Genomic DNA, 21,313 nt, shown 5'->3' on the forward strand with positions numbered 1-21,313 from the left:
CCAGACTGGCGGACAGATTATGAGAAGCTTCGTCAGGCTCCCGCAGAGCACATGCACGATGTATTAAGGACGTGGAGCCGTTTCCGCCGCAACAAACATATTAAATTTTATGGATTCCCCGTTTCCACCTACCGGTTATCAGGGTAATAAGGAGAATACTGGAGATTGCCGGCAACCGGAACCCATTACATTAGAAGGTGGTGCGAATCATGGCAGGACATAAGCTGCTCCTTACTCTGGGAGTGCTTCTGGCAGCGGCCGGACTTAGCGGCTGCAGCAGTACAGACGGAGCCGAAGCGGACAGCGGAGCTTTTCATACCCTGGCGGAAGAGAATGCGGACGCGAAACAGTATTTGCCTGACGATCTGCCGATACCGGAAGGCGCGGGCATTACTTTTACCCAAGGTGAAGTGGCAGAGGGGAAGAAATCCTCTATGCTGATCTATGAGACAGAGGAAAGTATGGCCGTTCTCGGAAGTACATATCAGAAATATGTAAGGGACAAGGACCTGGAACGCGGCACAGAGATTGTCGACAGCAACAACATTCTAATTAATGGCAAGGTGAGCGGTTCTTATTCGTATTCTATTATCGGCAGCAGCTCGGACTCGAAGCCCGGCGGTAATGAGATTATTGTGACGTGGATATTGAATTAACATCATTTATACAAACGGCGGGTCCTGGAGTTATTCCGGGGTCCGCCGTTTTATTTTCCTCCCCAAACACAAATATTCACCGCAGTGGCGATTGATCCTTTTCTCAAAGAAGCCCAAGTTCAATCCATTTAGAAGAGAAAAGCTGTGATTACTTTTACAATTAATATTTCCATAACATTCCTCTGCAACAGAATTGACATTCGTAGATGAAAATAACATTAGCAGTTACCTATAGGAAAAGGGTGAATCTAATTGACAAACAGTAAATGGATCGGCGCCGCTTTGGCTACAGCACTTCTCGTAACAGGGGGATCAGTAAGTGTTTTGGCTACAAGCAGCAGTGTGAGCGCCGCCGCCGTCAAGACAGCCGCAGTCGGGGAGGGAAGTACTACATGGAGTATCAATGGTACGCCGGTTGCACTCAGCACAATCAACAGCGGTGGATATAAACTCTATTCGTTAAGCCAGGTGGCAGGGGAGCTTGGAGCAGGACTTGTGCTCGGCAGCAGCGGATTTCTATTAAATGACAGCAAGGGCCTACATAATGTACAGATTCAGGCGGGTGTAAAAAGCTATCAGGTTGATGGTGAAGCACAGGAATTTACAGTAGCACCTGTCGTTCATAACAGCAAAACCTATGTTGAACTTACGAAGCTGGTTACCGCACTGGGCGGTGAACTGCAGGCTGAAACCAGCAGTATCCTGAGCTTCGCCCGGCCGGCTGGCCAATTTGATACCCTTCACTGGAGTGCGGACGGCAGCCTGATCGCCAGCCAAAGCGACGCTGAATCCACACTGCTCTATAAATTCAGCCAGGTGCCGGGCAATTATGAATGGTTCTCTTCCAACAGCAGTGCTGTGGATTATGCAGTTTCTGCGGATCAGCAGTGGGGCGTGTTCAGCAATGAGACAGGCCTTCTGCAACTGATCAACCTGTCCAGCGGAGTGATCACTACCCTTGGCAAAGACACCAGCGTGAAGACGGACCTCGTATGGTCCAGCGACGGCAAGACAATCTATTTCATTCAAGGCGACAAGCAGGAGAAGCTGGCGCAGATTTCTGTAGAGACCGGAGAGGTTAAAGCGCTGCTTGAGGATAAAGTGGAGAATAAATCGGAGCTTCGCGTATCGGCGGACGGCAAAACTGCCGTGTACATTGTCAATGTAACAGGCACGGCCAAAAATGATGCCGACAGTACAGAAGATTCACTGACTGTAGACTTCAGCAAAGCCGGAGAACAGCTGTACAAGCTGGATCTGGCCACCAAAGGCGCGAAGCCGGCAGCCCTGACTACTGCGCTCGACAACAAGCTGTACCCGGAGATTCTTGCTAACGGCAGCGTAGTGTACCTGAGTGCGGATCCGGAGGGCACTGCCGCCAACACCCTGAAGTCGATTACAGCAGATGGCACCAGCACAGATATCACCTTGAGTGCTGAAGCCAACTGGTCTGCCGGAACAAGTGCAGGTCTGGTGGTTGCAGGCTTGAGCGCAGATGGCAGCACCGTAATCTACTCTATTGCGGGCGGAGCGGCTCCGGTTGAATTATTCCGCACGGCAGAAGATGTGTCTGAGGTATCTGTCTCGAATGACGGCAGTAAGGTGGCCATTGTCAGCGACGGCAAAATCCTTGTAATTCAGAACGGCAAAGCAGTGCAGCTGTCCAACTAATACTGAGTTTCACTGATTCACAACAACATATATCGGCGCTGGCCGCCGGGAGGAGAAATTATACATGAAGGTTTTCCGGAAATTAACAGTTACAGCGCTCACCGCGGTTATCGCGGTTACCGCAGCTTTTGCAGGGGTTGCCGCTGCTGCGGACAGTCTCAAGGGTAAAATCACCGTTAACGGCTCGACCGCACTGCTTCCATTGACGCTGCAGGCTGCAAAAGAATTCCAGAAGCTTCACCCTAAAGTAAAAATCGCCGCTTCAGGCAAAGGCTCCGTAACCGGCCCCCAAGCCGTGAAGAAAGGCATTGCGGATATCGGCGCCTGCGACTGGGATGCCAGCATTGATGTTCCGGGCTTCAAAGCTTTTGAAGGACAGGTAGCGAACAAGGTAGCGGTCATTCCTTTTGCAACCATCGTGAACAAAAACGTCGGTGTAGACAACTTGACTACAGAACAGCTTAAAGGAATCTACTCCGGCAAAATCACGAACTGGAAGGAAGTCGGCGGAGCAGATGCCAACATCGTGGTTATCACCCGTGCCTTCGGTTCCGGTACCCGGGTCAACTATCAGGCGAAGGCACTTGCCGGCGGAGATATTGTGAAGAAAGAGAAGAACTACAAGGAAACCGGCTCCAGCGGCGACATGAAAACAGCTGTGGGCACTACTCCTAACGCTATCGGATACATCGACCTTGTCTACGTGACCGGCAGTGACATCAAAGCTGTGAAGTTCAACGGTGTGGAAGCGACTACGGACAATGTTATCAACGGTTCTTACAAGATTTGGGCTTACGGCTACTACATGACCAAAGGCCAGCCTACCGGCGCTACCAAAGAATTCATCGAATACGTGCAGAGCAAGAAGTTCCAGCAGGGCTCGCTCAAAAAGCTTAAATTCATTCCGATTGCTGCCATGCAATCCTAGGATCATCCCTAGTACAAGGTAACAGACTGATAGGTAACAGCGGCCAGCTCCGGAGCTTCATGCGGGGTTGGCCTCTTACAGGAGGGAAAGTATGGGGGCACCGGTTCATAGCCTGACAGCACAGACACAGAAGAGCCTTGAGGAAGTTAAAGTAAATACCAGAAGACATAAGAGACATCTGCTTGGCAACACGATATCCCGTTATTATTTCCTGTTCAGTATCCTTGCGCTTTGTGTGGTGCTTGGACTAGTTATTGTATTCATCGGCAAAACGGCGCTGCTGCTGTTCGGGAGCGTCTCGCCGCTCGATTTCTTCTTCTCGTTCAACTGGACACCGGAAGAGGATGCCTTCGGCGCCGCTGCCTTTATTGTAAATACATTATCGCTTACCGCATTGACCCTGGTCATCGCCGTACCAATCTCAGTCGCTATGGCCGTGCTCTGTGCGGAGATCGCGCCTAAATGGCTGACAAGCTTCATCCGTCCGGTGCTGGATCTGCTGGTCGGTATTCCTTCTATTGTATACGGCTATCTGGGCTTGACCGTACTGCTTCCCTTCCTGAGGAGAGTGAGCGGAGAAGGCCTGGGGGACGGACTGCTCGCCGCAGCCCTCGTGCTGGCGCTGATGGTGCTGCCGACCATTTGCCGGATCAGCGATGATGCCATTGTGTCCGTTCCGCGCAAATACCGTGACGCCGCGTATGCGCTGGGCTCGACCCGTCTTCAGGTCATTATGCGCGTTGTACTGCCGGCAGCAAGCCGGGGAATTGTCTCGGCCGTTATTCTCGGCATGACCCGTGCGATCGGCGAGACCATGGCGGTGGTTATGGTGATCGGCAATACGCCGCAACTGGCGAAGACCCTGTTCACGCCAACCTCCGTGCTGACCAGCAACATTGTAATGCAGATCTCTAATGTTGAGTTTGAGTCCACCTGGAACTACTCCCTGCATATGATGGCCTTCCTGCTGCTGCTCATTTCCTTTGTGCTGATTCTAATTATCCGCGTGCTGGGCCGTAAACGGAGGGATGCCTGATGAACGGATTTACTCGTACACGATATACGGCAAGGGCGCAGCGGCGTAACAAAATAGCAACCATCGGTTTCTACACACTGGGCGCTCTGGTGATGCTGCTGATTTTCTGGCTGCTGTTCACCATCTTAAGCAAAGGCCTGCCGGCGCTCCGGCCCGACTTCCTGATCAAGCAGCCGGAAGAGATGGATGCCGGCGGGGGGATCGGCCCTGTGCTTTTCAACTCCTTCTATATTCTGTTCATCTCGCTGCTGATCTCGGTTCCGATCGGGATCGGGGCAGGTATCTATATGGCGGAGTATGCGCCGGATAATGCCTTCACAGGCGCATTGCGCATCTGTGTGGAATCCCTGGCCTCCGTTCCGTCCATCGTGTTCGGCCTCCTGGGCCTGGCGATCTTCGCCGAGTACTTCGGTGTCGGCCTGACCATCCTCGGCGGAGGCGTCAGCCTGGCACTGCTGAATCTGCCGATGCTGGCCCGCGTCACGGAAGAAGCCGTGCGTGCGGTCCCCGGCGAGATCCGTGAAGCCGGCTATGCACTCGGCATGACGAAGTTCCATGTCATCCGCAAGGTCGTGCTGCCGGTAGCCCTTCCGGCAATCATCACCGGCGTCTGCCTCGTGGCCGGGCGCGCCTTCGGGGAATCTGCGGTTATTATCCTGACCGCCGGACTCAGCACCTCCGGCGAGATGTGGGATTTCAATCTGTTCTCGCCGGGTGAGACCCTGGCGGTCCATCTGTGGTACGTGCAGTCCGAGGCGATTGTCGAGGATGCGCGGCAGATCGCGGACAAGTCCGCTGCGGTGCTGGTGTTTGTAGTCCTGCTGATTAACTTTATTTTCCGCTTTCCGCTGTGGCTGGGGAACCGCCGCCGGGGGCGCTGAGACTTAGGCTGAAGCTGTTTATGCGAAATAATAGGCTGCTCTGCTGTGGATAATCCACGGCGGGCAGCCTGTTTGACGTGACAGGAGACGCGGAGAGGATCGCAGCCGCCGGAGGGCTTTTTTCACAGGGGAGCCTATCTATTTCCATTACTTAAAATTATAATAATACTAGAATGAAAGCGGTTATAAGGAACAGGGGGTATGCCGAATGCCTGACCGTATGTCCGAGCAGGAACTGAATAAGCTGATTAATATGCTGGAGCTGTCGCAGGGTGACGGTGATATCGAGTTTGATATTTCATTTATGGTATCCGATGACCCGGATCATGACCACGGGGGGCGGGTGCTGGTCCGGGCTGACAAAATCTTCGTACAGGACCCGCTGCCCGGCGGTTCGCCCGCAGTGATTATGGGGGTTCTTCCGGTTAATCTATATGTCAACGGCGAGCCGGTTTCCGGCCCGGCCGAGGTGACTACGGAGGATACTATAGAGTGGGAAATCTCGGAGCCGCCGCTGTATTCGATTACCGTGTCGGAGGATCGTCTGCTGGCTTTTTTCACCCTCCATTCCACGAAGAAATTCTCCTGGAAGCTGAATGACCATTTATCCGCCGGTATGGTGGAAGTAGACGCCGTGATGAATACGGAGAATGTTGTCGGAATTCTGGGCCTGAACCAGATTATTGCCGATTTTGAGCGCCGGGGGATCATTCAGAACCTGAATATCTCCGGAATTCATGCTGAACTCCAGAATCCCACTTATCAGCCAATTACCGCTGCCCAGGGCAGAGCGGCTGTGCCGGGGGAGAATGCGTATCTTGAACTGTTTTTCTCCGAGACGATTGAGAATGAATTCAGCGAGATTGAAGGTCAGGTGGATTACCGCAGTCATCTGCGTATTCCTTCCGCGATCCGCGGTGAAGTGCTGGCGCGCAAAATTCCGGTTATCGAGGGGATTCCCGGCTATGATGTGTATGGAGAGATTCTATATCCCCCGCCGCCTGCAGACCTTTCGATTCTCGCCAAAAATAATACAGTTCTGCTGATCGGCAATGAAATCCGCGCCCTGCGTGAAGGCCGGCCCCGGGTGACCGGTGACCGGATCAAATATTTCGACATCTGCACATCCTACATCGTACCCGGCAATGTGAACATTAAATCCGGCAATATTGTATTCTCCGGCGATGTCATTATAAGGGGCGATGTCGAGGACAATATGATCATTGAGTCGCTGGGTAACGTCTATGTTGCCGGCAGCATCTATAACTCCACCATCACAGCTACCGGAAGCATTCTCGTCAAAGGCAATGTAGTGAACAGCAATCTGTACTCCGGGTATTTCGGCGTGATGTACAACCGGATCTACAACTGCTCCAAGCTGCTGATTGAAGAGACCAAGATCCTCCAGACCGCGGTCCGGATGCTGGTCCAGGCCGTCCAAGGCCGGAAGCAGAGCGTGAAGTACGGACAGGCTGTGCTGCTGCTGCTGGAGAGCAAGTTCCAGAAGATCCCGCAGCTGATCAAGGAGCTGCTCTCGGTGCTGGCAACCGTTCAGGCCTCCTATCATCAGGATCTGGAGCAGACGCTGCATTTCCTGAATCTGTTCCTGAAGCCGGCCCAGCTGGTGGATTATATGAGTGAAGCTTCGCTCAGCGGAGTGATCGGCATGCTGGAGGAGCTGCATATGGGTGTGGCCCGGATGCAGGAGACCAAGGTCGAGGTTAACATCGGCAAATGCCAGAACAGCACGCTGAAATCCAACGGCGATATCATCATCCACCGGGACGGGATTGTGCAGAGTGAGCTGTTCTCTTCGGGCAATATTACGTTTCTCAAAACATTCTCCGTCTGCCGCGGCTCCAAGCTGGAGGCCGGGGGCAGCATTTCTGCCTTTTATGTCGGCGGGGAGAGCGGCGCACAATCCTACCTCAAGGCCAAACAAAGTATCTCCGTCCGCAAAATGTACCTGGGCAAAGTTACCATTGACCGCTACACCGCAGACATCACCGAGCCGGTGGAGAACCTGGTCTTCGACGCCGAGAGTCTGCGGAGCATGAAGCTGGCTGCAGAGTCCGGGAGAGGGTAGTGTAATATAAGAGCGTCCTGTATGCCTTGTGGCTGCGTGGGCGCTCTTTGTTTATGTTGTAGTGTGAAGTTGGGGCGAAGTGAAGGAGAGCGTCTGAGTGCGGGGAGAAACAGGCAAGATAGAAGAAGCGGTAGCGGTGAGGAATAAGGTGAAGACGAAGAGGGGCGCTGTTGACTGTATGCGAGGAGATATAATATTCAAGAATATATGCGGAATCAGATGACCTTATTTGGCGAAAAAGGCGGCTTGTCTGCCCGTTGCGGACTCAGGAGCGCTTATATTGTAATTTGGAGCTCAAAATGAGGTGAAACGGGTTACTTAACGGAATCTGAGTCCGCTTGGCCTGCGGAATGGCGTGATCCGCCCAAATAAGGGCTTTCCAGTCCGCATGGAGGCTGCCGGATCGTAACGATTCACTTGTCTAGATATGCTATAATCTTATGTGGAAAAATTGCTGCAACTTGATGATAAGGCATGAGTAAATTGATAAGGAGGCAGGATCATTTGGGTAATCGGAAGACAAGCCGTAAAGAGCCGAAACGGAAGGATTCGCCCAAAAGTCATATGAATGTAACGCTGCCGCTTCCGGAGATGCATGCAATTCTGCGGGCAGCCGATGATATTATTGCCGAAGGTGGACGTACACTGCTGTCCAAAATCCTGAAGGGCTCGAAGGAGAAAAAGCTGCTTGAGCTCGGTCTGGACCGCAATCCCTCCTATGGATTTTACCGTGATATCACGCTTGAGCAGATTGTGGAGAAAGTGGATGAATTAATTGATGCCGATTATCTGCGAACCGAGTACTCCGGCAAGCTCCCGATGATCGTGTTCACTCCGCGCGGCTGGGCGGTTGAACGGGAACGTCGGGCGGAAGAATTTTTGCGGGAATGGGATCAGTGGCTGGCTAACGGGGTTACGCCGGTCAGCATGGAGTATTTGAAGGAACGAAACCGCGGCATGATCTTTATGTTCTTGTTTAAAATCCTATGTTCTGGTGATAGGAAATACATACCGTATTTGCAGCAGTGGGAACCCATTGACTTCAGCAGGGTGCAAGCCGAAATCCGGCAGGTGATCGAAGCCCTGAATGGGCGTGACCAGCTGGAGGAGATGCAGTGGCATTCGCTGCTGCGGGAACGCGCACAAACACTGCTCGTACGTTCGCGCAAGCCGGTCATACTGGTATGTAAGGAATGCGGGGACCCGTTTGCTTTTGATGAGCTCTTGTTGAGCTGTTACAAGGCGGATGGGCTTCATTTTCCGGAGAAATGTTCTTATTGCAGGCAGCAGGAGGAACAATCGGTATGAATAGGCTGGAGCTGCGCAAGAAAGTACACGGAATAGTCGATGATCTCATTTCGGAGAAGGGCGTTGTCAGTCCGCTGGATGTATTCTTAAGGCTCGGGACCATTACCCCTAAGCTGGTAGAAGAATGGCGCTTCGGTAGAGTTCCTTATTTGGAACGGGCGCTTCACGGTAACCTGGCTCAATTCAGCTATATCATGTCATTACTTCGCGGGAAAGCGCGGGAGCTTGATCTGAATCCATCCTACACTGCTTATATGAGATGGGGCAAAGGCCCCAAGCGGCCGCTTCGCTTTTCGAAGTCCGGGGATCACAATATTGAAACAAACTACGCTACCCACTATGTGCTGAAGAAGCCGAAAGAATCTTAATGAGAAAGGGACATGCTGATGTTTACTACTGAACAAGTAAAAGGTTTTATCCTCCATCCGGAGTCATTTGTAAGTAATACAGCCCTGCAATACTTTGCCGACAGCTTTTTATATGAGAACGATACTACTCTAATGCCGCTTGTGTTAGAAAAACTGAAGCAATCCAAGGAAGCCGGGACGGTTCACCTGCACCATACTTATAAATTCCCGCTAACTGAAGAAGCGATCCGCGAGCTGCTGGCTTTGCACCAGTCGCCTTCTATTGATAATAATACGAAATTTCATTTGCAGATCATCTTGCGTCATTGCAGTCCTGAGCAGTCCATCCCCTTTATGGAGTTAGTCGGGCAAGATCCGAGCTGGCAAAAGCTGCTGGATCAGAAGAGGAATCTTGCGAACATGGATGACCAGGAACTGTTGGATGTCTTCAAGGTGTTTATTGAACAAAGCACAGGGAAAAGCTGGGATGAGTTTGATACGGCTTACGGGGACGAAATCGTAAATGAGCTGTCCCGCCGGAGATGTATGGATACCGAAGCTGTGCTGCAGAAGCTGCGCGACAATGATCCTCAAGACCCAAGCTATGAAGTGCCTTATCTTATCCAGCTGGCAGGTCTACTGAAGCTGGAGGCGGCTATTCCTGTGCTATGCGGATTTTTCGGTTCTGAGGATGACTTGCTTCTGGAGAATGCCAAAGAGGCGCTCGTTCGTATCGGGACAGCAGGGGTGGTTACGACGCTCACTGAGCAATATTCTATTGCTGAACGGGGAAGCTACCGGCTGTATGCCTCTGGTGTGTTCGGTAAAATCAAGCTACCCGCCTCAGAAGAAGCATTGCTCAGATTGTTGCCGGAAGAGCGTGATCTCACCAACGCGACTATATTGGCTGACGGTCTTTGTGAACTTGGTTCAAATAAGGGGCTTCCTATAGTCCAGGCTATGCTGGAAGGAGACTACGACCGAGGATTGTTGAATCTCACGGAGTCAATCTATGCTTACTGTGTAATCTCGGACACACCTCATCCTTCATTACAGGATTGGAAGAAGCAGCTTGATGCGCAAGAGAAGCGGATAGCCAAACAAAAGAAAGAATCCGACCGGATGTTTAGCATCAAAGCTCCCATAGGAACTTATAACAGACTAAACGGAACTGAAAAAACTTATATAAGCCCGGAAAAAGTAGGCCGCAACGATCCTTGTCCTTGCGGAAGCGGGAAGAAGCATAAGAAATGCTGCGGTGCGTAGGTAGGGCGTAATTGTACCTGAGAACGGGGAATTATGGATTTAGCAATTAGTGTAGCAACAGTGACGGACACCATCTGGTGTCCGTTTTTGGTGAGCTTAGGGGCTGTATTGGCAGAAAAGCGGCATGAAAGCACACTGCTGGGGTGGAGATGCGGATGGTGCGTGAGCTGGCGGAGCCGCTTGCCGAATTATGCGGACTCAGATGACCTTATTTGGCGAAAAAGCCTGCTTTTCTGCCCGTTGCGGACTCAGAAGCGCTTATATTGTAATTTGGAGCTCAAAATGAGATGAAACGGGTTACTTAAAGGAATCTGAGTCCGCATGGCCTGCGGAATGGCGTGATCCGCCCAAATAAGCGCTTTCCAGTCCGCAAGGATGCCGCTATGTTCTGGCACGGACGTCCCGGAAGGGATACAGCCACAATTCGGCTGATGGCGAAGCAAGTGCTAACGAAGCGTATGCTTGGGCGACCCCGGCTGACGCCAAGGGTTCTCATCCTCCGGACGCACAAACAGCCTCCCCGAAGGGAGGCTGTTCTATGACGTCCCGGAAGGGATGCAGCCAAAGTACGGCTGATTGCGAAGTATTCCTAACGAAGAATATGCTCCAACGTCCCCGGCTGACGCCAAGGGTTCTCATCCCTCCGGACGCACAAACAGCCTCCCCGAAGGGAGGCTGTTCTATGACGTCCCGGAAGGGATACAGCCCATTCGGGCTGATTGCGAAGCAGGTGCTCCCGAAGAATATGCTCCAACGTCCCCGGCTGGCGCCAAGGGTTCTCATCCCCCCGGACGCACAAACAGCCTCCCCGAAGGGAGGCTGTTCTATGACGTCCCGGAAGGGATTCGAACCCCCGACCGTGCGCTTAGAAGGCGCATGCTCTATCCAACTGAGCTACCGGGACATGGTGCCTGACTGAAAAGCAAGCAAAAATTATGTTATCATACATAGATTATTTTTTCAACTTGTTTTTTTGAAACCGTACGGGGATATGCTATAATCTACAATTGATTAGGGTGCGGATGAAGAGGAACGGAGAAAAGGAGGTGCCCTCATGAATCAATTCAATTCCCCTGCCAAAGAGAATATCGTGCTGTTCCCGAAGACGCTGGATTATTACCAGATCCAGCTTACGGTAATGCTGGAAAGTGAACGTTACGGGGAAGCGATGGAACTGCTGCGTTTTCTGCTGCAGTGCCAAGGACAGGAAGAGCGGCACTACGAGGAGTGGCAGTCGCTGCTGGATTGGCTGGAGGCGGCGTTTCCCTACGCCGCACAGGGCGGGGATGCGGATGGTGCCCCCTCTGCAGAAGAGCAGGATCTGAAGGAAGAGGATATGGCCCGGATTCTGGCCATATCCAAGCTGGAGGAGGATGCGGATTATCCCGATAAGCTGCTGAAGCGGGTCATGAATGAGCCGCTGTCCGAAGCGACCGTGCTGGCGCTGGAGCAGCTCTCCTACCTGGAGGGAGGCCATGTGGATGAAGCGCTGACCGGCTGGCTGCAGCAGGCTGAGGTGCATCCGCTGCTGCAGTTCCGCACGCTGCAGACGCTCCGCCGCCGCGGGGCACAGGGCGCGGTCAGGCTGAGCCGCGGCCACGAAGCCGCTGAGGTGGAGATCGAGGCTGTGCCGCTGCAGAATGACGAGTTCCCGCCGCAGGTAAGCCAGGTGCTGGAGCGGGTGGCGGAGCAGGCCGAGGTGCATGAGCCGACGCTGTACTATTTTGCCCAGGAGCTCTGGGGGCAGTTCATCATGTCGATTTATGGAACGAAGGAATACCGCAAGCTGCTGGACGGAGAGTATTCGCTGCTGGATATATGGGCTGGAGCCTTGCACCAGATGGTGTCGGAGAGCCTGAACGGAAACCGCAATGAAGAGGAAACACGGAGTATGTACGGGATCACGGACAGCATGCGCTTTCAATTCGAAGGGGCCTACCGTTCGCTCAAAGGATTTGTAAAGAGTTCTCTACTTGATAAATAAAGTAATGTTGTATATAATATAATGGTTATTCTGTGCGTGAATTGTATGACTTTTTTTAAGTAAACATGTAACCAATTTTGGAGGGAAAAGTATATTATGAAAGCAACCTGGGAAAAAATAGAGAAGAACCTTGGAGTTCTTGAAGTCGAAGTAGAAGCAGACCGTGTAGCTGCAGCACTCGACAAAGCTTTTAATAAAGTGGTTAAGAAAGCAAACGTACCTGGATTCCGTAAAGGTAAAGTGCCGCGGCCGATTTTCGAATCCCGTTTTGGCGTGGAAAGCCTGTATCAGGATGCCATCGACATTCTTCTTCCTGAAGCATACGGCGAAGCGGTTGAACAAACCGACATCTTCCCTGTAGACCGTCCTGAAGTAGACATCGAGCAATTCGCCAAAGGCCAGCCGTTCATCTTCAAAGCGAAGATCACTGTTAAGCCAGAAGTGAAGCTGGGCGAGTACAAAGGTCTGGAAGTTCCAGTACAGAAGGCTGAAGTAACTGATGAAGAGCTGGACGCTGAACTGACACGTCTGCAAGAGCGTCATGCTGAGCTTGTTGTAGTTGAAGATGAAGCAGCAGTTAACGGCGACATCACTGTGATCGACTTCGACGGTTCCGTTGACGGCGTTCCTTTCGAAGGCGGACAGGCTGAGCGTCATTCCCTTGAACTGGGAAGCAACTCCTTCATTCCAGGCTTCGAAGAGCAAGTAGTTGGCATGTCCACTGGAGACTTCAAGGATGTTGAAGTTACTTTCCCTGAGGCTTACCATGCTGCTGAGCTTGCCGGCAAAGTAGCTGTATTCAAAGTGAAGCTGCACGAAATCAAACGCAAACAGCTTCCTGCACTGGATGATGAATTCGCTAAGGATGTAAGTGAATTCGACACTCTGGAAGAATACAAGGCAGATCTGAAGGCACAGCTGGAATCCCGCAAACAGGAAGAACTCAAAGGCGTTCGCGAAACTGCAGTAGTTGATGCAGCTGCTGCTAATGCTGAAGTTGAAATTCCTGAAGCTATGATCGCCAGTGAAGTAGAGAACATGGTTCGTGATTTCGACACCCGTCTTCGCCAGCAGGGCATGAACATGGATATGTTCCTCAGCTTCTCCGGCCAGACACGTGAAGACCTGCAGGAACAAATGAAGGGCGATGCCGAGAAGCGCGTTCGCAACAACCTTGTTCTGGAAGTCATCGCTAAGGAAGAGAAGATCGAAGTTTCCGAAGATGAAGTTACGCAAGAGCTTGCTACTATGGCAGAAGCTTACAAACGTACTCCTGAAGAAATCCGCAGCATTCTGGCGGCCAATGGTTCCCTGAGCAGCCTGAGTGACGAAATTTCGCTGCGCAAGACTATTGAGTTCCTCGTTAGCAATAGCGTAGAAGTTGATGCTCCGGCTCCGGCTGCAGAAGCACCCGTTGAAGAAGCGGCTGCAGAAGAAGCAAGCGCTGAGTAGTCATCTGCTGAGTAGTCTTCTTTAGAAATTTTACCTAGCACGGCCATTTCCATTAGGCCTCCATAAAGAGCAGATAAGGCACGTAAGTTTTTGTTACGTGCCTTATTTTTATCGGGGCGGACGTTATGTGAGTACATACCACGAATCAAGAATTGGCATTGCCCGCGGAATTGCGATATAATGGCATGCACATGAGCAGTGCGGTTAAGAGCAGCAGTGAATAAATGACATCCCGCTTTGAACGTGTTAAAATATTTCTGAAACGGAAAGACTAATCTGTATAGAGAAAAGAGGTTGGTGGCATGAGTCTGGTACCAATGGTTGTGGAAACGACAAGTCGGGGAGAACGCTCATACGATATCTATTCCAGATTGCTCAAGGATCGCATCATCTTCCTAAGCAGTGCGATTGACGATGATGTCGCCAATCTGGTTATTGCCCAGTTATTGTTCCTGGCAGCAGATGACCCCGAAAAAGACATTCACTTGTACCTCAACTCGCCCGGTGGTTCTGTCACAGCCGGCATGGGTATATATGATACGATGCAATATATCAAACCGGATGTTTCAACGATTTGTGTAGGGATGGCTGCCAGTATGGGATCATTGCTCCTTACAGCTGGAGCGCCTGGCAAGAGATTTGCGCTGACCAACAGCGAGGTTATGATTCATCAACCGCTTGGCGGCGTTCAGGGGCAGGCATCCGATATCTGGATCCATACCGACTGGATTCTGAAGACGAAGGCGAAGCTGAATCAGATTTATGTAGAGCGCACAGGTCAGCCCCTTGACAAAATCGAACGGGATACGGACCGCGATAACTTCATGAGCGCGGAAGAAGCGAAGGAATACGGGCTCATTGACCAGGTACTCTCTTCACCGATCATATCTTAAAGGGGTGGTAAGATGTTTAAATTTAATGATGAAAAAGGGCAACTGAAATGTTCTTTTTGCGGCAAATCGCAAGAGCAGGTTCGTAAGCTGGTAGCAGGACCTGGCGTTTATATATGTGACGAATGCATCGAGCTGTGCACGGAAATCGTGGAAGAGGAGCTCGGTCACGAAGAAGAACTGGATATGAAGGATATTCCGAAACCGAAGGAAATCCGCGATATTCTGGATCAGTACGTAATCGGCCAGGAGCAGGCGAAGAAATCGCTCTCCGTTGCCGTATACAATCACTACAAGCGTGTGAATAGCCAGAGCAAGATTGAAGATGTGGAGCTGACGAAGAGCAACATCCTGCTGCTCGGACCTACAGGCTCCGGTAAGACCCTCTTGGCGCAGACGATGGCGAAGATCATCAACGTTCCTTTTGCCATTGCAGATGCCACTTCCCTTACGGAAGCAGGTTATGTCGGTGAAGACGTTGAGAACATCCTCCTGAAGCTGATTCAAGCGGCTGATTATGATGTGGAGAAGGCCGAACGCGGCATTATCTATATAGACGAAATTGACAAGGTAGCCCGTAAATCCGAGAACCCGTCCATTACCCGTGACGTTTCCGGTGAAGGCGTACAGCAGGCTCTGCTGAAGATCCTGGAAGGTACTGTAGCTTCTGTTCCACCGCAAGGCGGACGTAAGCATCCTCATCAGGAATTCATCCAGATCGATACCACGAACATTCTGTTCATCGTAGGCGGTGCTTTTGACGGCCTGGAGCAAATGATCAAACGCCGTATCGGCAAAAAAGTCATCGGCTTCAACGCAGGGGCTGAAGGTCAGAAGGACCTGAAAGCCGGCGAATACCTCTCCATGGTATTGCCTGAGGATCTGCTCAAGTTCGGCCTCATTCCGGAGTTTGTCGGCCGTCTGCCGGTCATCTCCACTTTGGAGCCACTTGATGAGAACACACTGGTACGTATCCTCTCCGAGCCGAAGAACGCGCTCGTGAAGCAGTACATTAAGCTGCTCGAGATGGATAATGTAGCGCTGAAGTTTGAACCGCTTGCCCTGGAAGCTATTGCCAAGGAAGCGATCAAACGCAACACCGGTGCCCGCGGACTGCGTGCAATCATCGAGAGCATTATGCTCGACGTGATGTATGAGGTTCCTTCGCGTGATGACATCAAGGATTGTGTCATTACCGAGAAGGTGGTCCAGGAGAAGTCCCTGCCGGAGCTTAGTCTCAAGAAGGATAAGAAAAAAGAAGAAAGTGCGTAAGCAATGAGTAATCATCTGCTTAGTGCAGCTTAACAATACAATTCAGGGTCTCCACTTTCTCCCGCACACCCCGCAGTACCTGCGGGAGCGGAGAGGGTGGAGCTTTGATCGTTATGGGGGAGAAAACCATGTTCTTGAGACACCAGACCCGTCCCGTCAATGTCGGCGGGGTTATTATTGGGGGAAACAACGAGGTTGCTATCCAAAGCATGTGTACGACCAAAACCGCCGATGTGGAAGCGACCGTAGCCGAGATTCTGCGGCTGGAGGAAGCCGGATGCCAGCTCGTGCGTGTGACGGTTAATAATGAAGAAGCGGCGGCGGCAATTAAGGAAATCAAGAAACAGATTCATATCCCGCTGGTAGCGGATATTCATTTCAACTATAAGCTGGCCCTGCTGGCGATTGAGAACGGCATCGACAAGGTGCGGATCAATCCCGGCAATATTGGACGCCGCGATAAGGTAGAAGCTGTAGTTAAAGCCTGCAAGGATAAAGGGATTCCAATCCGTATCGGGGTTAATGCCGGTTCCCTGGAGACGCATTTGCTGGAGAAATACGGCTATCCTACACCGGAAGCTATGGTCGAGAGTGCCCTGTACCATATCGGGATTCTCGAAGAGCTGGATTTCCATGATATTATCGTATCGCTGAAGGCATCCGATGTGCCCATGGCCATTGAAGCCTACCGCAAGGCGGCGGAGGTTATTCCGTACCCGCTGCATCTGGGAATTACTGAGTCCGGTACACTGTTCGCAGGAACCGTGAAGAGCTCCGCCGGGATTGGTGCGCTGCTCTCCATGGGGATCGGCAGCACGGTACGCATCTCCCTGAGTGCTGATCCGGTAGAAGAGGTGAAGGTGGCACGTGAGCTGCTCAAGACCTTTGGTCTGATCTCGAACGCGGCTACACTGATCTCCTGCCCGACGTGCGGACGCCTGGACATTGATCTCTTCTCTATCGCCAATGAAGTAGAAGAGTACATCTCCAAGCTGAAGGTGCCGATTAAGGTATCTGTACTGGGCTGCGCTGTGAACGGGCCGGGTGAAGCAAGGGAAGCCGATATCGGCATCGCCGGCGCACGCGGGGAAGGTCTGCTGTTCCGTTACGGCAAGATGATCCGTAAGGTTCCTGAAGCGGAGCTGGTCTCCGAGCTGAAGAAGGAAATTGACATCATTGTGGCGCATTTTGAAGAAACGGGTGAGATTCCCGGCCGCAAGCATGCGGGACTGGCTCCGGCTGTAGTTGTTGGTAACCCAGAGGGCAGCAATTAACTGAACTGATTCTATCGCATCCTATCCTAATAGCAACTATGTTTATATACATGAAGCGCCCCGCTGCAGAGGTCTGTTCGTTCAGACTGACTGCGGCGGGGCGCTTTTTAATAGCTAAGAATTGATATGTTTTAGGGTTATTTTATGTTCTTTTCCGGAAAACAGCCTTCTTCAGCAGTGTAATTACATAGATCATAATAGGGATCAGCAGGAGGAAAATGAACGAGAACTTCCCCCATACCGTTCCGATAATGTCATTGACGTAGACGGTGTTGATATATGTATTCCAGGCGATGATGAGGAACAATACGGCCAGCGGGTAGATCAGATGCTGTGGAGCTTTGAGCCCGAAGACCGTTTGGATACCTTTCAGGATGGAGAGGTAGAGCAGCGAAATTTTGATGAAAAAGGTTAATATCCAGATGGTGATCAGGATCCCCTCGACGCGCTGCAGAATATTCCCGATATTGATCGTTTTGGCCAGTGCGTAAGCAGGAAAAGTGCTGTTCTCCGTCTGCTCAATGCCAAGCACCAGAATGCTGAGCAGTACAATAAGGAGCAGCACGATACCGCCGGTCAGAGTGCCCCACAGGAAGGCCTTCTCCCCGCTTTTTCGCTTATGGACCAGAGGCAGGAACGTCATCATCACAATCAGCTCCTGAAACATGGCGGACTGAAAACCGGCCTGGAAAACGGGACCTGTGCCCCCCTCCAACACAGGCTTGATATGATTCCATTCAATCTGGGGGATCAGCGTGAGGACAAGGATCAGGAACAGAAATAATACCCAGGGAAACAGCAGCTCCCCCAATCTGGCGAGTACGACAACCCCCATGCCGGCACTTATAACCGCAGCAACCAGGAATACAATCTGGACCGCCTCAATCGGTGTTTCCGGCATAATCTCACTCGACATGAAGAATCCGAGGTCACCCAGCAGAGTGCCGGTGAGAATGAGGAAATAGAACAGATACAGCAGTGAGATTATTTTACCGGGCCATTTGCCGAAGGCAGCTTCGTGAATTTCAAAGAGATGTTTGCCGGGGTGAAGCCGTGCGATGAATAGATACAACACCACCATGACCAGGTTGATCATAAGGCTGCAGAGCGAGGCGATCCAGGCATCTTCTCTTGCGGTATGCGCAAGTCCGCTCGGGATGACCAGAATAGAGGTACCGATGGTTAAACCGAATGTCATAATGTAGAACTGCCTCGCGGCAATACCGGTACGGCTTTTCACCTCTATCTCACATCCTTTCCGCAAAAAGTATTCAGGACAGCAGCTCCATGATGCTGCGAACCCAGTCAAGCGGCCTTAGCTGGGGCAGATCCGCCTTATCTGCGAGAGTAACTATGACAGTCAGAGCCCAGATTCCATAGAAAGCGGCCGTATCCCGGGCGGAACGGAGCCTAAGAATGCCGGGTGTCTTCAGGAAGAGTACAAACAGCAGGAAGAACAGTAGCAGCAGACTCCAGTTCATTTCTCCTCGAGCTCCCTTTTGAGCGGCTGGATGACCGAGCCGATGCGCCGGACCGCCACCTTGGAATGAACATCAATCTTAACGGTCTTGAAGGTGTCCGCCCAATGGTCGCGGTAATCCTTCCACAGCTTCGGATATTTGCGGTGCAGCGCTTCTCCGAAGCCGAAGATATCCGAGTTATATTTCTGCTGGATCTCCCGGATATCACTGGCCATTCTGTCGTCGAAGCGTTTCTCCAGATTCTTCTCAATGCCCTCAATGCTGGACGGCTTGTTCAGGTCGAGGGTTCCTTCTACTGTCGTCAGATTGGCTTCTATATTCAGCTGCACCGTGAATTCGGGTTTGCCCTGGTCATTCAGCTTGATATCCATCGAAGTGTCTGCCCGGTAAACAATGAAGCCTACGGTTCCGCCATCCGGGCCGGGGACATTTCCAACCGTTGAGTCTACATCGTTCAGCGTATAATTAACACTCTTGCTGAGCGGTTCGCCCAGCCAGCCGACCAGCTTGTCTTTTTTGAACACGGCGATGCCGGCATGCTGGATCAGGGTCTTCGGGCTGATGCTCTGCACATTTTTGGCGGACTCCCCGTCCTCCAGATCTCCTTTTAATTGTACTCCTGACATGATCGGGTTCGAGCCTCCGCGCTCCAGCTCGGTAATGAACTGCTGCAGGGTTACCTTCCCGGTCGCTGCCCATTTCTTATGGGAGACGAGAATGGAAGAATACAGGGAGTTCGCCGGAATATGCTCGAAAGGTGTGATAATCTCCAGGATCTTCGAGGCTTTCGAGTTCTTGGCTACCAGCAGGTAGAAATCGGTACGAAGATCATGGTCGCGTGAGATGAAGTCCAGCGCATCGCTGACCCCGCTGCGGGCCAGTTCTTCCCCTAAGACAAGCACACGAATATGGGCCAGATACAGCATACGGGGAGTCATGCCCAGCATCCGCTGCAGCGCATCGGGGACGGTACGGCCTACGGATTTGTAGGTTACGACAGGCAGGCTTCCGGAGGAAGCCCCCTTCTGGTTACCGGCCTCGCTGGGATTCATAACCTGGGCGGTGACCGCATACCCCTCCGGAACCAGATCAATGCCGAGCGCCATGACCAGAGCAAGATCATTCAGTTCTTTGCGGCTCCAGCATCCGGTAAGTGACAGGAGACTTAGAATCAGGAGGATCGTAAGGGCGCGTCTTCCCCGCATCAGGCAGCGTTCCTTTCGTTATAGATTCACAGGCAGGCAACCTCTAGTTTCGTCCAAAAAACTTCTTCATGCTGCGCCGCGAGACGCGGATGAAGGTATCCCGCTGGCTCTGCCAGCGCATAGGTGCGAAGGAGGTCATGTAAGGAATGCCCACCGATTCTAGGCTGCACAGATGCAGACCCAGAATAATCATCGCGATAATCATCCCGTACAGGCCGAAGGAGGCGGCAATCGCCATCAGCACAAAACGCAGCATCCGCACAGAAATGCCGACATTGAAGGCCGGCAATGCGAAATTGGCGATCGCTGTGATGGACACCACGATGACCATGGCTGCTGAGACCAGCCCCGCATCAACCGCGGCCTGACCGATAACCAGAGTTCCGACGATGGACACGGACTGGCCGATGGATTTAGGCAGCCGGATACCGGCCTCGCGGAGTATCTCGAAGGTAATCTCCATAATGAACGCTTCAAGGAAGGCCGGAAAAGGAATGCCCTCACGCTGGCCGATCAGGCTGATCAGCAGAGTGGTCGGAATCATCTCCTGATGAAAAGTAGTGATGGCGATATAGAAGGAGGGAGTCAGCAGCGCAACAGCGAAACAAAAAAATCGCAGCAGCCGCACCAGACTGGCGAAATCGCTCCGCTGGTAATAGTCCTCACTGGATTGAAAGAATTGTACCAGCAGTGCGGGAACCACGAGCACAAACGGAGTCCCTTCCACCAGAATGGCGATCCGACCTTCCAGCAGTGCCGAGGCCGTGACATCCGGACGCTCGGTATTATAGACGGTCGGGAAAGGGCTGTAGCGCTTATCCTGAATCATCTCCTCGATGTAATTGCTCTCCAGTACGCTATCCAGCCTGGCGTCATCCAGCCGTCTGCGCAGCTCCTCCAGCACGACGGGATCGGCATTGCCTTCAATGTACATCACCGCGACATCCGTCTGGGTCTGCTCCCCCAGCTTGCGCGACTCGATCCGCAGCTTCGGGTTCTGGATACGCCTGCGGACCAGAGCGGTATTCTCCCGTAGGGATTCGGTGAAGCCTTCTCGGGGCCCGCGGACTACCGACTGGGAGACCGCATCCTCCACCGCACGCTGCTTGAGAGCCTCCGTGCCGGCAGACAGCGCCGTAACGCTACCTTCAATGAAGAGAATCGTGTTACCGGCCAGGATTTCCGTTTCAACCTCTGTATAGTTGCTGATCTCTCCAACCTTGCCCAGAGTAAGCGTCCGTTCCTGCAGCAGCTTCAGGCAGGTTACCGGCGTGAAATCGTCCAGCTCATGGAACAGGCCGGCATCCTCATGAACCGCTTGAATGAGAGACTGCGGATCAGACAGGCCTTCAATAAAGACAAGCACAGCGGACAAAGAGCCCAGTGTGATGAACCGGTAGATGATATCTGTACTTTTGCCCAGGCGGACTTGCATTCCCTCTATAAAAACAGACAGAGATTCCGGCAGCTTCTCCTGCGGCGATCCTGCATTTTCCAGCTGCGTCATGTGCATTCGCCTCCTGTTATCCGGTATAGTCTTTCCGTTTATGGGAATCGTATGCAATCTGCGGGCCGG

At 52.2% G+C, this 21,313-nt stretch carries 18 protein-coding genes and 1 tRNA gene; 14 read left to right on the forward strand and 5 right to left on the reverse strand.

Features of this window, described 5'->3' with window-relative positions; all coding sequences use genetic code 11:
• Positions 1 to 209 precede the first annotated feature (209 nt).
• From MHI42_RS27240 to MHI42_RS27280, 9 genes are all read left to right on the forward strand, one after another.
• A complete protein-coding gene (locus MHI42_RS27240) occupies positions 210 to 656 on the forward strand; it encodes a hypothetical protein (RefSeq protein WP_342421205.1) in 447 nt (148 codons plus the stop codon).
• Positions 657 to 908: 252 nt separating this feature from the next.
• Positions 909 to 2,327, forward strand: a complete 1,419-nt coding sequence (locus MHI42_RS27245) for a hypothetical protein (RefSeq protein WP_342421206.1) — start codon at positions 909 to 911, stop codon at positions 2,325 to 2,327.
• 64 nt (positions 2,328 to 2,391) lie between these two features.
• The gene (locus MHI42_RS27250; RefSeq protein ID WP_039296622.1) at positions 2,392 to 3,255 is read left to right on the forward strand and encodes a phosphate ABC transporter substrate-binding protein; all 864 of its coding nucleotides are present in this window, start codon (positions 2,392 to 2,394) and stop codon (positions 3,253 to 3,255) included.
• 91 nt (positions 3,256 to 3,346) lie between these two features.
• Positions 3,347 to 4,291, forward strand: coding sequence for a phosphate ABC transporter permease subunit PstC (gene pstC, locus MHI42_RS27255; protein WP_042139674.1), 945 nt, complete (start codon positions 3,347 to 3,349; stop codon positions 4,289 to 4,291).
• Positions 4,291 to 5,172, forward strand: coding sequence for a phosphate ABC transporter permease PstA (pstA, locus tag MHI42_RS27260; RefSeq protein ID WP_042139673.1), 882 nt, complete (start codon positions 4,291 to 4,293; stop codon positions 5,170 to 5,172). Before pstC ends, pstA begins: the two co-directional genes overlap by 1 nt.
• A 208-nt stretch (positions 5,173 to 5,380) precedes the next feature.
• The gene (locus MHI42_RS27265; protein ID WP_342421207.1) at positions 5,381 to 7,258 is read left to right on the forward strand and encodes a FapA family protein; all 1,878 of its coding nucleotides are present in this window, start codon (positions 5,381 to 5,383) and stop codon (positions 7,256 to 7,258) included.
• A 504-nt stretch (positions 7,259 to 7,762) separates the two neighbouring features.
• Positions 7,763 to 8,566 (forward strand): RQC-minor-1 family DNA-binding protein, encoded by an 804-nt coding sequence (locus tag MHI42_RS27270; RefSeq protein ID WP_342421208.1) that lies wholly within the window; start codon positions 7,763 to 7,765, stop codon positions 8,564 to 8,566.
• Positions 8,563 to 8,934, forward strand: coding sequence for a hypothetical protein (locus MHI42_RS27275; protein WP_342421209.1), 372 nt, complete (start codon positions 8,563 to 8,565; stop codon positions 8,932 to 8,934). The genes MHI42_RS27270 and MHI42_RS27275 overlap by 4 nt, the downstream gene beginning before the upstream one ends.
• A 12-nt stretch (positions 8,935 to 8,946) precedes the next feature.
• A complete protein-coding gene (locus MHI42_RS27280) occupies positions 8,947 to 10,179 on the forward strand; it encodes an SEC-C metal-binding domain-containing protein (RefSeq protein WP_342421210.1) in 1,233 nt (410 codons plus the stop codon).
• An 830-nt stretch (positions 10,180 to 11,009) separates the two neighbouring features.
• Here MHI42_RS27280 and MHI42_RS27285 read toward each other — a convergent pair.
• A tRNA-Arg gene (locus tag MHI42_RS27285) sits at positions 11,010 to 11,083 on the reverse strand.
• Positions 11,084 to 11,233: 150 nt separating this feature from the next.
• Here MHI42_RS27285 and MHI42_RS27290 point away from each other — a divergent pair.
• From MHI42_RS27290 to ispG, 5 genes are all read left to right on the forward strand, one after another.
• Positions 11,234 to 12,163 (forward strand): hypothetical protein, encoded by a 930-nt coding sequence (locus tag MHI42_RS27290; protein ID WP_171719829.1) that lies wholly within the window; start codon positions 11,234 to 11,236, stop codon positions 12,161 to 12,163.
• A gap of 96 nt (positions 12,164 to 12,259) precedes the next feature.
• On the forward strand, positions 12,260 to 13,615 hold the full coding sequence (gene tig, locus MHI42_RS27295) for a trigger factor (RefSeq protein WP_171719828.1): 1,356 nt from the start codon (positions 12,260 to 12,262) through the stop codon (positions 13,613 to 13,615).
• A 302-nt stretch (positions 13,616 to 13,917) separates the two neighbouring features.
• Positions 13,918 to 14,508 carry an ATP-dependent Clp endopeptidase proteolytic subunit ClpP gene (gene clpP, locus MHI42_RS27300; RefSeq protein ID WP_042139667.1) on the forward strand — a complete coding sequence of 197 codons (591 nt, stop codon included), beginning with the start codon at positions 13,918 to 13,920 and terminating at the stop codon, positions 14,506 to 14,508.
• Between the two features lie 12 nt (positions 14,509 to 14,520).
• The gene (gene clpX / locus MHI42_RS27305) at positions 14,521 to 15,777 is read left to right on the forward strand and encodes an ATP-dependent protease ATP-binding subunit ClpX (RefSeq protein ID WP_042139666.1); all 1,257 of its coding nucleotides are present in this window, start codon (positions 14,521 to 14,523) and stop codon (positions 15,775 to 15,777) included.
• A 128-nt stretch (positions 15,778 to 15,905) separates the two neighbouring features.
• Entirely contained in the window at positions 15,906 to 17,051 is a 1,146-nt protein-coding gene (gene ispG, locus MHI42_RS27310; RefSeq protein ID WP_039296744.1) for a flavodoxin-dependent (E)-4-hydroxy-3-methylbut-2-enyl-diphosphate synthase, read from the forward strand.
• A 142-nt stretch (positions 17,052 to 17,193) separates the two neighbouring features.
• Here ispG and MHI42_RS27315 read toward each other — a convergent pair whose 3' ends face one another.
• Genes MHI42_RS27315 through MHI42_RS27330 form a run of 4 tightly spaced genes read right to left on the reverse strand, consistent with a single transcriptional unit; the run spans position 17,194 to position 21,244 of the window.
• Positions 17,194 to 18,291 carry an endospore germination permease gene (locus MHI42_RS27315; protein ID WP_342421211.1) on the reverse strand — a complete coding sequence of 366 codons (1,098 nt, stop codon included), beginning with the start codon at positions 18,289 to 18,291 and terminating at the stop codon, positions 17,194 to 17,196.
• A gap of 31 nt (positions 18,292 to 18,322) precedes the next feature.
• Positions 18,323 to 18,532 (reverse strand): hypothetical protein, encoded by a 210-nt coding sequence (locus MHI42_RS27320; protein ID WP_342421212.1) that lies wholly within the window; start codon positions 18,530 to 18,532, stop codon positions 18,323 to 18,325.
• Positions 18,529 to 19,737, reverse strand: a complete 1,209-nt coding sequence (locus MHI42_RS27325) for a Ger(x)C family spore germination protein (protein ID WP_342421213.1) — start codon at positions 19,735 to 19,737, stop codon at positions 18,529 to 18,531. Before MHI42_RS27325 ends, MHI42_RS27320 begins: the two co-directional genes overlap by 4 nt.
• Before the next feature lie 43 nt (positions 19,738 to 19,780).
• Positions 19,781 to 21,244, reverse strand: a complete 1,464-nt coding sequence (locus MHI42_RS27330; RefSeq protein ID WP_342421214.1) for a spore germination protein — start codon at positions 21,242 to 21,244, stop codon at positions 19,781 to 19,783.
• Positions 21,245 to 21,313 lie beyond the last annotated feature (69 nt).

Source organism: Paenibacillus sp. FSL E2-0178, from assembly GCF_038593005.1.
GTDB lineage: Bacteria > Bacillota > Bacilli > Paenibacillales > Paenibacillaceae > Paenibacillus_AQ > Paenibacillus_AQ phytohabitans.